Here is a 13132-nt window from a genome sequence, read left to right as displayed (position 1 = left end):
AAATAGGCTCTGTTACCCAGTGCAGTAGCAGAGCAATTGCTCTAGCAGGCTTTGAAATTCTTAAGCAAAATTACCCGCTTTTTTTAATTCATTATGAGAGGGAGATGCTTGTGACTGCGACACTTGAGCACATTGTAAAGAAAACCAGTTGGCGTTTGATTCCATTTATGCTAGCTCTTTATATTCTAGCTTTCTTAGACCGCTCGAATATTGGTTTTGCCAAACAGGCCTATCAGCTGGATACCGGCTTGAGCAATGAGGCCTATGCACTGGGGGCGGGGATATTTTTTGCCGCTTACGCGTTCCTGGGAGTTCCTGCTAATTTACTTATGCGTAAATTTGGCGCCAGAACCTGGATTGGTTTGACGACATTGGTTTGGGGAGTTTTATCCGCTGCCATGGCCTATGCAGATACGGAATGGAAATTTCTAACCGTTAGAGTTTTATTAGGCGTAGCCGAAGCGGGATTCTTTCCAGGCATGATTTATCTCACTTCCCAGTGGTTTCCTCAACAATATCGGGCGGGGATTATGGGGCTGTTTTATATGGGAGCGCCGTTAGCGTTGTCATTTGGTTCCCCCCTTTCCGGCGCGTTGCTGGAATTACACGGATTTATGGGCAAACCGGGCTGGTACTGGATGTTTATCATTGAAGGACTGATTGCCATACTTGCAGGGATCATCACCTTTTTTTACCTGGACAATAAACCGCAGGATGCCCGTTTCTTAGATCAAAATGAAAAGGGAGTATTAATTGACCAGCTTAATTCGGAAGAAAGCGTTAAAACCAGTTCCAGTATTTATGATGCAATGGGCAATGCAAAGGTATGGCATCTAGCCATTATTTACATGATTATACAGATTAGTGTTTACGGGCTTATTTTCTTCCTTCCCACGCAAGTTGGGGCATTGATGGGGCAAAAGGTAGGATTTACCGTATCGTTGGTTGCCGCGATTCCCTGGATTGCTTCTTTGTTTGGCACCTATTACATCCCCCGCTATTCCGATAAAACAGGAGAACGTAAAAAAACGGCCGCCAGGACCCTTTTGGTGGCGGGACTCGGCATAGGAATTTCCGCCATTGCCTCCCCGGTATTGGCGATTATTGCCCTCTGTTTTGCCGCGATCGGCTTTATTGCCGTACAGCCCGTATTTTGGACGATGCCGACAAACATTTTATCCGGGGCGGCATTAGCCGCCGGCATTGGCTTTGTTAATATGTTTGGCGCCTTTGGCGGTTTTCTGGCTCCGCTCATAAGAGTCAAAGCCGAGACCTTTTTTCATAACGGGACTGCCGGTTTGCTGACATTAGCTTTTATCACGGTGATTGGTTCCCTCGCCATTCTTGCTTTAAAGGAACAAAAAGTGAATAGATAAATCCCATAAAAGGAGAAAAATAAAATGAACCACGCAATAAACGAAGTGCTGTGTAACCCTTTTAAGACGGCCATTGTCAAAGGAGAGGCACAAATTGGCCTTTGGTTAAGTACGGCAACTCCCTACATAGCCGAAATTGCCGCAACGGCCGGCTATGATTGGCTGCTTTTGGATGGGGAACATGCTCCGAATACAATTCAGACCCAACTTTCCCAACTCCAGGCCATAGCCCCTTACCCCAGCCATCCCGTAATCAGAGTGGCGGAAGGAAATCGAACACTGATAAAACAGGCGCTTGATATTGGCGCGCAAACGCTATTAGTTCCGATGATTAATTCGGCGTCAGAGGCACAGGAAATGGTCTCGGCAATGCGTTATCCGCCGTTAGGGGTAAGAGGAGTAGGCGCCAGCATCGCCAGAGCCTCCCGCTGGGGAAGAGTCAGTGACTATATGCAAAAAGCGGAAGAAAATTTGTGTTTGCTTGTTCAGGCGGAAACCAAGGCGGCAATCGATAATTTGGACGAAATTGTACAAGTCGATGGCATTGACGGCGTATTTATTGGACCGGCCGACCTGTCCGCTTCTCTCGGGTATGAAGATGCGGGCCACCCTGAAATGCAGGCAATTATCGAAAAAAGCATCAAACGCATCCGGGCTTTGGGAAAAGCGGCAGGGACGTTAGCGGTTGAGCCTGAAATGGCCCAAAAGTGTATAAAATGGGGCGCAACGTTCGTAGCGGTTGCGGTCGATACCATGTTGTTTACCCAGGCTTTGGACACGGCCCTGGCGATATTCAAAACGAATAAACCAGTGGAAGTAAAGAAATCGTACTAAATAACATTGATGTGAACAAAAAGTAGAGAGTCAGGGGACGGTTCGAAACTTATAGGAAAATCCCAGATTATCAAAACAATTTGACAATTCATGGTAAAGATGCTAATTTAATAAGTAACAAACGGCTAAAAAGGACAATGGCGTCCGAAGAACCTTGTTCTTCGGACGTATTTTTTTATAGCGCAGCATTTCTGGGAATTAATGATTTTACTATTAATAATATGAAAACGAACGGGAGCTTCATTTTAATTGCTAAATGGAGCGAATTAGCATAGGGTTAGAGGAATAGATAAGGAAAAAATCCGTGGCGAGTTTGTTCGAAAGGAGGAATCCCATGAAAGTTGAGTGGGATGATCTGTAATTGCGAGCGGAACGGGTGGAGTGCGGTGATCTCGGTATTTTCAGGGTAGATGCATAAAAAAGGAGTGAAGAGGATGACCCAGGCGAAAGAGACTTTGATTGAAACTCGTTCGATTGACATGATTCCAGACCAGGAAAGACATGGTACGCCCTTCAATCAGTTCACACTCTGGTTCGGTGCCAATATGCAGATTACATCGGTTGTGGATGGCGCACTGGCCGTCGTTTTTGGCGCAGATGCTCTTTGGGCCTTTATTGGTTTGTTGGTCGGCAATATTTTAGGCGGCGCCGTTATGGCCCTTCACTCAGCGCAGGGGCCGCGGCTGGGATTGCCGCAGATGATTTCGAGCCGCGCCCAGTTCGGTGTACTGGGTGCAATTCTACCCCTTGTCCTGGCGGTGTTAATGTATCTTGGATTTGCAGCCACCGGCACTGTTCTTTCCGGGCAGGCGATAAATGGTATTCTTGGTGTGGAAACACCGGCTGTTGGCATTATTATTTTTGGTGCTCTGACAGCATTATTGGCGCTTCTTGGCTACAAATACATTCATGCTTTGGGCCGTGTTGCGACAATCACCGGAATGATCGGTTTTACCTATCTGTCAATCATGGCATTCATAAAGTTTCCGGTTGCTTCTTTTATCGGTATAAAACCGTTTGCAATGAGCACTTTTTTATTGGCTATTTCCCTTTCAGCGGGCTGGCAGCTTACTTTTGGTCCTTATGTCGCAGATTACAGCCGCTATCTACCGCGCAGCACGTCCCAGACGGCCACGTTCTGGAATACCTTTTTGGGAAGTGTTATCGGCACCCAATGGGCCATGTCGCTTGGCGTTATTATTAGTGCGGCCAGCCTTGCCGGATATGGCGGGAGTTTTTTGAAAAATCAAGTGGGGTATTTAGGGGAATTGGGAGGAATCGGCGTAATTGCCGTTCTAATTTACCTGGTTATTGTGATCGGCAAGTTAACGGTCAATACGTTGAACGCGTATGGGTCCTTCATGTCCATGCTAACGATTACTACGGCGTTTAATGGCAAGAAAAGCGTTACGACAACGCAACGGAGTTTTTTCATACTGGGAATGATTATTTTATCGGTTTGCATCGCCATTTTTGCCAGCAAAGATTTCCTGAACCTGTTTAAAAATTTCGTTTTGACCTTGCTTATGGTGTTTACCCCCTGGAGTGCAATTAATCTCATCGATTTTTACTGGATATCCAGAGAGAAAATTGATATTCCAGCCTTATACGATCCTCAAGGCCGATACGGTAAATGGAACACGCCGGCGCTTGTTTCCTATTTTATCGGGGTGTTAGTACAAATTCCTTTTATGGCTCAATCCATGTATACGGGACCGATTACCAAAATGCTCGGTGGGGCGGATATTTCCTGGATCATTGCCCTGCTTGTAACTGCCGGCGTCTATTACCCGTGGGCCCAAAGCCGCAATGTGGCACCCAAAGAAATGATTTATCCCGGTAACTATATCGGAAAATAGGATTATAGAACAGGTGCAGGCAGTGATGCGCCGGATGTTGACAAGAGAATAGCCGGGTTATAAGTTTTATAAAAGATAACATAAAAAATGGAGAATGTATAATGCATAATAAAGTAGTGATAAAAAAAACAGCCGATTACCCGGTTAATCGATGGTCGGGCGGCAGGACGACGGAACTTTACATTGATCCGGCAGAAGCGTCTTATTTAAAGCGCGAGTTTTCCTGGCGCCTGAGTACAGCCACAGTAGAAGCGGATCAGTCGACCTTTTCCGCCCTGCCGGGAGTAGACCGGATCCTGGTCCTGCTGGAGGGGAATGTTACCTTAGTCCATCAGGAGCAGTATCAGAAAGAACTCAAACCATATGAACAGGATACTTTTGACGGCGGCTGGACCACGACCAGTTATGGCCGAGCGGTTGATTTTAATTTGATGACCCGGAATGAATACCGCGGGACGGTTGCTTATTTACCTCTGGAAAAACAAGAAACCCGGACTTTACTTGATGAGCCGCCGGCGCGGATGAAACTGAGCGCACAGGTTATATACCTGCATCAGGGAACTGTCAGGGTTACTTTGGACGGTCCGGAGATGGTGCTTAATCCGAAGGAGTTATGCTGCATTCATAACCCGGACGCCACTGTCTCCTTCACAGTGGCGAATGTAGGGCCCGGGAAGGCGAATTGCCTTGTTACCAGAATTTATCAGCCAATCGGCAGTTGATAAAATAAGCCTACCCATTATTAGGGAGGCTTATTTTTGTTGCCCTTTTTCTTTTGATCTTTCGGAGTAGCCTTTTTTCATTCATATAGCGGTCGATTTACCAATCCTAGCTTTATCAGGTATTTTAGTCTCGCAGGGGACGCCGGTCTGGCATTTGCCACAGCCATACCGGGGCGAAAATCTCGCCAATACCCTGTCCAGATAGTCGGAACATACGGCGTGATTTTTCCCGTTTTCATTGATGGCAAGAGGTGGACAGCGCAAAATGCAAGCGCCGCACTTGGTACAATTCTCATCTTTTTCGGTATAGTAGCGGGGAGTGGATTCAAGAAGGGTGTTCACAATTACACTGCCCAACCGTCCTGCTGAACCACGCTTAGTAATAATAGAGCAGCTAAGGCTTAGGGTCCCTAAGCCGGCTATAAAGGCAACATGCCGCTCCGACCAATTGCTGCGCTTGTTCGTGACCTGGAATCGTTTATCGACTGAAGGGCCGACTGCCTCATAGCCGGCAGCGGTAAACCAACGAACCAGGAATTGACATAGGGCATTATTATATTGTTGCCCTTCAATGCGTCCGTAGAGCCACTCCCGTGCGGGCTGCCCCATGCGACGGTTAGCCGTACGAACTTCTTCGGTGAAGGGAAGAAAATAAGAAATTACGGATTGGCTGCCGGGTAACCATTCCTGTGGCGACATATGGTGAGGACCGACGGCGGTTTCTTCTTTAAGCTGTTCAAAAAGTGGATCATATGCCGAAGCTACGCCAATGAGAGGCTTATCAAAAATCTGTAAAGAATTTAGGTCTTTTACAATATTAAGGGGGTTATCCGACCAAAACTCGTTGATTGCTTCTTCAATATTAATGATGTCCACAAAGATCCCTCCCGACTTATCGTATCATTTTTATTTATCCATTTTTCAAGCTGGCAAACCGGTCATACCATAGCCTGCCAGTTTTCTTACTGTTACTATAGCAAACCGCGTGACATTTGTAAAATTGATAGTTATAATAATATCGATAGAAAAATCAAATGGGAATATAAGGATATTATTATGGAAATTAAACAATTGATAACTTTTCTCTCCATCACCCAAGCGGGCAGTTTTGTTCAAGCTGGCGCTCTCCTTGGCTATTCGCAGCCAACGATATCATCCCATATCAAAGCCCTGGAAGAAGAACTCCACGTTAAGCTGTTTGACCGACTCGGACACAAAGTTTGTCTTTCCCACGAAGGGAAACTTCTGTTTCCGTATGCGCAGCGCATCGTCACTACAGCAAAAGAAGCAACAGATATATTGCAGGGCAACGGGGAATTTGGCGGAAAAATTGTAATTGGGGCCAATGAATCGTTAGGATATGTGCATCTGCCAGCCATTCTGAACCACTTCAAAGTTCATTATCCTCATATTACCACTCGTATAAAATTTGACAGCGTTGCCAACATTCTCGAGATGTTAAAAAACAATGCAGTTGATATTGCCTTTTTACTCTCCGGTAGAATAACCGTTCCGGAACTAATTTCTCACATTCTTGGCAGCGAGGAAATCGTCGTGGTTGCTGCCCCTAACCATCCTTTTACTCACTTTGAGGAAATTGATATAACTCACTTTCACCATGAAGACTTAGTGGTTACTGAACCTGGATGTACCTACCGGGCGATGATTGATGCTATCTTAGCCCAAAATCAGGTCCGCCCCAAGAATCTGACCGAGATCAATAATATACAGGCAATCAAACAGCTGGTGATGAATGGGTATGGCGTAACGATTCTTCCTAAAGCGACCGTAGCGGAAGAGATTCAGAAAAATCTTCTGTTGGAAATACCATGGCGTGGCCCCAAATTTGAAATTTATACACAAATTGTCTATCACAAGGACAAATGGTTATCGCCGGCCATACGAGCATTTATAGAGCAAAACACAGCGAAGAATATTTGCTAAAGGACTCTTTTTTTAGCTGATTATAGGCTTTGTAGATAATGGGCTTCGAGGATAAGGAAATCCTGTATACCATAATTTTTGTCAAAAATCTTGGATTTTAAATGAAAATTGAAGGGGATTAGCTAAATTTTGTTGAAATTAGAAATATATGTAATAACTATAAAAGATTGGATGAAATTTATGAATACAGTATTTCAATTTCCCCATATACAAATTAAACAGGAGATTATTTGGAAACTGTTTAATAGTTTGCCATTAGGAATATCAATCGCTACAGATAAATCATGCACCGTTATATGCCATAATTTGCTAGCCGCTAATTTTTTAAGAATTGGTTTATTTTATCATAACTCACTAACTTCTTATAAAGCGGAGGTGTTATGTAATGGATGTAAATTGGAATCTCAAGAGATGCCTATTCAACGGGCAGTCAGAAACAATGAAATCATTGTAAATGAAGAATTAGAATTTATTTGGAATGATGGTATTTCCAAAACTGCCAGACTGAATGCATTTCCATTGTATGATGAAAATGGTGAAATAAACGGGGCTATTACAATTTATGAAGATATTACGGCCAATAAAAAAAAGACCAAGCGAAAATCATACCTCGTAAATCTAGAGAAAAATTCCTTTGGAATGGCGGCGGTTATTAAGGCAATATTACAGAGCATTAATGTTGGAGTCGCTGTTTTAGACCATAATTTAAAATTTATTATGGTAAATGATTATTTTGCAATAAATATACATAATATGGCTATAAATGATATTATGGGCCATACTTTACAAGATATCTTTTCTAAAAAATATGATCCATTGATTGTAAACGAACTCTTGCAAATACACTTAAATACATTACAAACTGGTAACCCTTTTAGTGTGACTAGGTGGCATAAAAGGCTTACAGACGATAGATATTTTAATTGGCAGATATCTCAAGTGACAGATACTGTCGATAATTTTGCCGGAATTTTAATGATTATTAATGACGTTACGGAACATATACAATTTTCGTCCTTAACGAGGAACCATTCGGTCAAATTTAAACGGGGCAGAAGAGACATTTGGGAGATCATCGAAAACATGCCCGACGGCTGCTATTTTTTAGATAATGAATGGCGCTTTTCCTATGTAAATAAGGTGGCCATGACTTATGCCGAAGATTATAAATCCTTAAGACAGAAGGAGGATCTAATAGGAAAATACGTATGGGATATCCTTCCTAAGACGCCAGTTTTTTATGAAAGCATGGTAAAGGCGAAAAGTACGAGAACTCCTATGCACATTGAATTTTTCTCTCAACTTAGCCAGTATTGGATGAGCATGAGTATTTATCCGCAATCCGGCGGGGGGTTGGCAGTTTATTTCCGTAATATTGATGAACAGAAAAAAATTCAAGAAAAGATGGCCCGGCTAGACCGGTTATCTTTAGTAGGAGAAATGGCTGCAAGTATATCTCACGAAATACGGAATCCAATGACGACGGTTCGCGGATATTTGCAATTATTGGAGAGTAAACAGCAATTCCATGATTATAGAGAAAAATTTGCTTTAATGATTGAAGAATTAGATAGGGCCAACCAAATTATTTCCGAGTTTTTATCTTTGGCAAATAATAAACTAGTTCAACGTAAACCAGTTAATTTAGTTGAAATTCTAAAAGCAATATTGCCTTTAATTGAATGCGATGCACACCTTATAGGGCAAAAGGTTAAAATCGAGTTACAGGAAATTCCGTTGGCTATGTTGGATGTTAAAGAGATTCGCCAGCTAATTTTGAATTTAGTTCGTAATGCCTTTGAGGCAATGTATCCGGGGGGAACTTTAACCATTCAAATCTTTTCAAAGCGTAATCGGATCGTTTTGGCTGTTCAAGATGAAGGAAAAGGAATTCCCGAGGAAGTAAAGGCTAAAATAGGGACGCCATTTTATACTACTAAGGAAAATGGCACTGGACTTGGTCTTGCGATATGCTATAGTATTGCTAAAAGACACGATGCTCTGATTGAGTTTACGACAAGTAAAGAAGGAACTATTTTTTATGTTTATTTCAAAGCATGCGAAAGTTAACGAAGCGCGTTAACTTGCAGGATTCTTGGCATTTAAAGATAAATAGGTACATTGAAAGAGCGAATTGACTGACTACTTTATGGAAGAATAAGCTTATATCGGCCTAGAGCCGTCAGCCGTATAGGTATTGATTAGGAGGGACAGCATTGCAATCCGATAGAAATTTACTATTAAAAATCGATAAACAGCAACAGCTAATAAATAGCAATCGGCCGTTTACCAATGAGAATATACTAAATCTCAAAGAATATTACCGGGTGGGATTAACCCATTCGTCCAATGCACTGGAAGGAAATACATTAACCCTTTCGGAAACGAAGGTTGTTTTGGAAGATGGAATAACGATCGGAGGTAAACCCCTAAAGGACCACCTTGAGGCAATCGGTCATGGGCGAGCTTTTGACTTCATGTGGAATTTGGCCCAAAATAATAAAACGATAACGGAAAGTGATATCAAGACACTGCACAAATACTGCGTAGAACCCGAAAATCCTGAAATAGCAGGTAAATATCGTATGCAGTCGATCTATATTTCCGGAACCGAACACAATGATAAAATTCCGACAGCGGATGAAGTACCAGGTAAAATGAAAGAATGGGCCATTTCACTGGAAAAAAGGCGTTTAGTCCTGCACCCGGTAGATTTTGCAATTCAAGTCCATAAAGAACTTGTTCAGATACATCCTTTTAAAGATGGGAATGGCCGGACTGCAAGGCTGCTTATGAATCTAACCTTACGCCAGGATGGTTATCCGATCGTAATCATACCCTCCGCCGTAAGGCATGAATACATCCAGGTCCTTGAGAATGCATGGACGAATGACCAGGATTTTACGCGATTTATCTACGAACGAGTTGATGAAGCCCAAAGAGAATTAATAAGAAACTTGCACTTAACACCGCAAAACCAGGCATAAAAATAATTCAGGTAAATTCATATCAAAAATAGCTCCCATTTGCGGAGCATTTTTATTGCCTATACGAATGCAATCGTGTTTATTCTTTAAAGTTTGATTTATAATCAGGATCAGGGGAACTGCTTTTCTAGACAATATCTACGGAAACATAACCAGTACTTATTATAAAAATAAGCCTATTAAATAGGCTTATTTTTATGCGTTCATTTTAGAGACGCTCTATGTAATATTAGTGATGTCCGCCACCGTGACTGCCACTGTTTCCGTGGCTGCCGCTATTTCCATGGCTGTCACTATTTTTTTGACTGGCTTTGCTGCTGCTTGCAATGCTTTCGGAATTGTTGACGGCATGTTGAACTGCTTCATCGTTTCGAGTTACATCCGAAACGTTTACACCAAGACTATTCGCAATTTTACCCCAGCCCATAGATTGCCTCATCCCAAGTATGTCACTTACAGTTTTACCCGAAAGAGAAGCAAAGCCGTAGGCTTTAGAGATTTCACCATAACCGACTCCTGTAACGTGGATATTAGCGATAGTTTGAGCCGTCACAGTAACTCCATAGGTTGTGCTTAATGCATCAGCTAGTTGTTGGTCTTCAGCCGTAAGCGTTATTGAAGAAGTAGTTGTTGCCGGTTGTGAAGCAGTGGTGACAGTTACCGTTTGAGAAGTTGTCGATGTAGAAGTATCCGAGGTATCCGCAAATGCAGGAAAAGCGTAGATTGTTAGCAGAGAAGAAATAACTAAGAAAGATAGAACCCTTTTGTTGTTCATGAGTAAAGCCCCCCTTTAAAATAAAATAATAGTTTCTCCAGATTTAGAAAGTATGTACACCTCCTTTATTTCAAACTTAGTAAAATTTTAGCATTAAAATATTGCCAAACTGTGACAAATCCATCCGTTGCCATTTTTTCTTTTATTAGCAGGATTCGAATAAAAATTAGCAAATAAAATGTAACATTACGGAATTTTGGAGCCGACGCATACAAGATTCTGCGTTATCTCTAAAAAAAGTCAGCATATAATATTGGATAGGAATCCAAGCATAAGAAATCATGCCAGGAAGGACTAATGCCGAATGAAAATTATTGATGCCCACATCCACTTCTGCCGGGAGCCTTACTTTGACCAGATTGCAGAATTGGCGGGCCATAAAAATACCAGCGAGCATCTGAAAAGCCGGTATGCGGCGCATAATATTGTTCAGGGGGTAGTCATGGGGAACCGGGGTCTGCAGTTGAGCGAACATCAGTACCCGGACTATCTTAGCTATTGTGTTGGACTGGACAGTACCTGCTTTAAAGCGGAAGAAGCGGTACAGCAAGCTTATTGGGTAGAAAAACATTTACAAAGAAAGAATTGTGTGGGCATTAAGCTGTATCCGGGTTACAATCACTTCTATATTTACGATCCGTCGGTTGACCCGTTTTATCAGCTGGCTATGCAGTATAAAAAGCCGGTGGCCGTTCATACCGGATTGACGGCCACCAGCAATGCCCTGTTGAAATACAGTCATCCTATGGTCTTGGATGAAGCAGCGGTACGCTACCCGCAGGTTCAGTTTGTTATGTGTCATATCGGCAATCCCTGGCTTGTCGACGCGATTGCGGTCATTGGAAAAAATAAAAATGTAGCTGCCGACCTTTCGGGAATTTTGGAGGGCCGGATTGACAGCATGCCGGATTTTTTTGCCAGAAAGCACGGTTATATTAACTTTTTCAAAACCTGGCTGGAATACCTGGACGACTATGACCGCCTGCTCTATGGGACCGATTGGCCGCTGGCTAATATCGCCAATTATATTGAGTTTGTTGCGCATATTATCCCGGAAAGGCATCATGACAAGGTGTTTTTTGACAACGCTAACCGGATTTATGACCTTGGTCTTTGACCGGTATCCGAAGGCGTGGCGGGGTTATTCGCATTATTGAGGATCCAGTTCCCAGTTTAATAAGGAAAGGTCGCACTACTATGCAACAACTTGAGCTTCCTTTGACAGATTCCAATGCCATTCAAAAAAATAGCACAGAGAATAAAATTGAAATACAAGAAAAGAACCAAGAGGAGATTACACCGCAAAAACTGCCACAAGCACCTGACATTCTTACTTTCGGTAAAAACTCTATAGTATATACAGAGCAACAGAAAATAGCCCTCCAAAAGATTGCCGGCTTTTTATCCGGCAGTAAAGAATCTGCCTATATTCTTTCCGGTTATGCCGGTACAGGTAAAACGACGATTGCAGAAAATGTTGTCAGGTATGCGTTAGCGATTCAAAAAAACTGCATCATTACAGCTCCCACCAATCAGGCCGTTAAGGTTCTGAAAGACAAGTTTGACGATATCAATGTGGTTTTTGGAACCTTACACTCCATTCTCTACGGTTCACCCGACCCTGATACCGGTCAATGGATACCTCGTGTCAATTTTGAAGCACACCATGTCGTCCTTGTCGATGAGTCTTCGATGCTCAACCAAACGGTTTATACCGACCTCATCCGGGAGAGCCGGTTAGCCGGCGCAAAAGTCATTTTTTTCGGCGACAACTTCCAGCTCGAACCGATCGGCGACGATCCGGGAATATTAAAGAACAAAAATTTTGAGCTTACCGAAGTAAAACGCCAGGGAGCCGGCAGTGAAATTCTTCTCTACGCGACCTGTCTTAGAAAGCTTAACCAAATAACAATTCCCTACGATTCTCGAGGGGAAGTAACCATATCGGGGAAACAGGACGCTGTCCAATCTTTTTTACAATCAGTGATTAACCAGGAAGACAGTATTTTCATCGTTGGCACCAACAACGCAAGATTGGCACTCAATCAAAGAGCCCGTCGGGTGAAATTTGGCGAAAATATAACGGACGAGCCACAAAACGGTGATAAAATTCTTTTCATTGGCAACAGTTTATACTTTGTGAATGGCGATAGACTTACCTTGAATAAAATTGCTGTCATCGCTTCTAAGATCTTGCCAGTTAAAGAAAACGTGCAAGGACAATCCATTCCCATTGTAGCCTATCTGATTATCAATGATAACCACAAAATCATTCTCCTTCCTTCTATCGAAAAATCATCTGTTTATCATGGCCAATTCCTGGAAGTAGATAAGTACTTTCCTACCGACTGGTACGACAAAAATCTTGCCACCCGCAAACAGGAACTCTCCAAAAGTGTATCTATAGCCACTTATGGCTACGTCATTACCGCTCATAAAAGTCAGGGCAGCCAATGGGAAAAAGTTTTTGTACACCAGGACGCTTTCAGACACAATCCCCGCTGGCTCTATACCGCTGTTACCCGTGCGGAAAAAGAGCTTATCCTAACCAGCGAATCCAGTTCCAATAAGCAAACCTGGGAACAGATCATAAAAATAGCAAATATATCTTTACTAAAAAGTGAATAACCAATCA

Annotated in this window: 11 protein-coding genes; 9 read left to right on the top strand and 2 right to left on the bottom strand. The window is 42.8% G+C overall.

Annotated elements, in window-relative coordinates:
- Positions 1–110: 110 nt before the first annotated feature.
- The 4 genes from LUCIF_RS12290 to LUCIF_RS12275 all read left to right on the top strand — a co-directional run bounded on the left by LUCIF_RS12290 (position 111) and on the right by LUCIF_RS12275 (position 4791).
- Positions 111–1376, top strand: a complete 1266-nt coding sequence (locus LUCIF_RS12290) for an MFS transporter (protein ID WP_207857568.1) — start codon at positions 111–113, stop codon at positions 1374–1376.
- Positions 1377–1400: 24 nt separating this feature from the next.
- A complete protein-coding gene (gene yfaU, locus LUCIF_RS12285; RefSeq protein WP_165865983.1) occupies positions 1401–2210 on the top strand; it encodes a 2-keto-3-deoxy-L-rhamnonate aldolase in 810 nt (269 codons plus the stop codon).
- 434 nt (positions 2211–2644) lie between these two features.
- Complete coding sequence (locus LUCIF_RS12280) at positions 2645–4069, top strand: purine-cytosine permease family protein (protein ID WP_122628183.1); 1425 nt, start codon at positions 2645–2647, stop codon at positions 4067–4069.
- A 101-nt stretch (positions 4070–4170) separates the two neighbouring features.
- Positions 4171–4791: a HutD/Ves family protein gene (locus LUCIF_RS12275; RefSeq protein WP_122628182.1), complete on the top strand. Its 621-nt coding sequence runs from the start codon at positions 4171–4173 to the stop codon at positions 4789–4791.
- A gap of 81 nt (positions 4792–4872) precedes the next feature.
- On the opposite strand, the gene LUCIF_RS12270 is transcribed toward LUCIF_RS12275, so the two are convergent.
- Positions 4873–5667: an epoxyqueuosine reductase gene (locus LUCIF_RS12270; RefSeq protein ID WP_207857566.1), complete on the bottom strand. Its 795-nt coding sequence runs from the start codon at positions 5665–5667 to the stop codon at positions 4873–4875.
- A gap of 180 nt (positions 5668–5847) precedes the next feature.
- On the opposite strand from LUCIF_RS12270, the gene LUCIF_RS12265 reads away from it, so the two are divergent.
- From LUCIF_RS12265 to LUCIF_RS12255, 3 genes are all read left to right on the top strand, one after another.
- On the top strand, positions 5848–6735 hold the full coding sequence (locus LUCIF_RS12265) for a LysR family transcriptional regulator (protein ID WP_122628180.1): 888 nt from the start codon (positions 5848–5850) through the stop codon (positions 6733–6735).
- 180 nt (positions 6736–6915) lie between these two features.
- Positions 6916–8805, top strand: coding sequence for a PAS domain-containing sensor histidine kinase (locus LUCIF_RS12260; protein ID WP_165865982.1), 1890 nt, complete (start codon positions 6916–6918; stop codon positions 8803–8805).
- Positions 8806–8951: 146 nt separating this feature from the next.
- A complete protein-coding gene (locus LUCIF_RS12255) occupies positions 8952–9722 on the top strand; it encodes a Fic family protein (protein ID WP_122628178.1) in 771 nt (256 codons plus the stop codon).
- A gap of 229 nt (positions 9723–9951) precedes the next feature.
- On the opposite strand, the gene LUCIF_RS12250 is transcribed toward LUCIF_RS12255, so the two are convergent.
- Positions 9952–10497 carry a hypothetical protein gene (locus LUCIF_RS12250; protein ID WP_122628177.1) on the bottom strand — a complete coding sequence of 182 codons (546 nt, stop codon included), beginning with the start codon at positions 10495–10497 and terminating at the stop codon, positions 9952–9954.
- Between the two features lie 304 nt (positions 10498–10801).
- Here LUCIF_RS12250 and LUCIF_RS12245 point away from each other — a divergent pair, with 304 nt between their 5' ends.
- Positions 10802–11614, top strand: a complete 813-nt coding sequence (locus tag LUCIF_RS12245) for an amidohydrolase family protein (protein ID WP_122628176.1) — start codon at positions 10802–10804, stop codon at positions 11612–11614.
- Positions 11611–13125, top strand: a complete 1515-nt coding sequence (locus LUCIF_RS12240) for an ATP-dependent DNA helicase (protein ID WP_207857564.1) — start codon at positions 11611–11613, stop codon at positions 13123–13125. Before LUCIF_RS12245 ends, LUCIF_RS12240 begins: the two co-directional genes overlap by 4 nt.
- Positions 13126–13132: the final 7 nt, after the last annotated feature.

It is taken from the genome of Allolucifera butyrica (assembly GCF_900476375.1).
In the GTDB taxonomy this organism is placed as follows: domain Bacteria; phylum Bacillota; class Negativicutes; order Sporomusales; family UPPP01; genus Lucifera; species Lucifera butyrica.
The sequence above is the reverse complement of the archived record's forward strand: the minus strand, read 5'-3'. Positions and strand labels throughout refer to the sequence as shown.

Bases quoted from the DNA above. Each gene is read 5' to 3' on its own strand.
- LUCIF_RS12260 (WP_165865982.1), top strand. From the start codon at position 6,916: ATGAATACAGTATTTCAATTTCCCCATATACAAATTAAACAGGAGATT.
- LUCIF_RS12280 (WP_122628183.1), top strand. From the start codon at position 2,645: ATGACCCAGGCGAAAGAGACTTTGATTGAAACTCGTTCGATTGACATG.
- LUCIF_RS12250 (WP_122628177.1), bottom strand. From the start codon at position 10,497: ATGAACAACAAAAGGGTTCTATCTTTCTTAGTTATTTCTTCTCTGCTA.
- yfaU (WP_165865983.1), top strand. From the start codon at position 1,401: ATGAACCACGCAATAAACGAAGTGCTGTGTAACCCTTTTAAGACGGCC.
- LUCIF_RS12245 (WP_122628176.1), top strand. From the start codon at position 10,802: ATGAAAATTATTGATGCCCACATCCACTTCTGCCGGGAGCCTTACTTT.
- LUCIF_RS12275 (WP_122628182.1), top strand. From the start codon at position 4,171: ATGCATAATAAAGTAGTGATAAAAAAAACAGCCGATTACCCGGTTAAT.
- LUCIF_RS12265 (WP_122628180.1), top strand. From the start codon at position 5,848: ATGGAAATTAAACAATTGATAACTTTTCTCTCCATCACCCAAGCGGGC.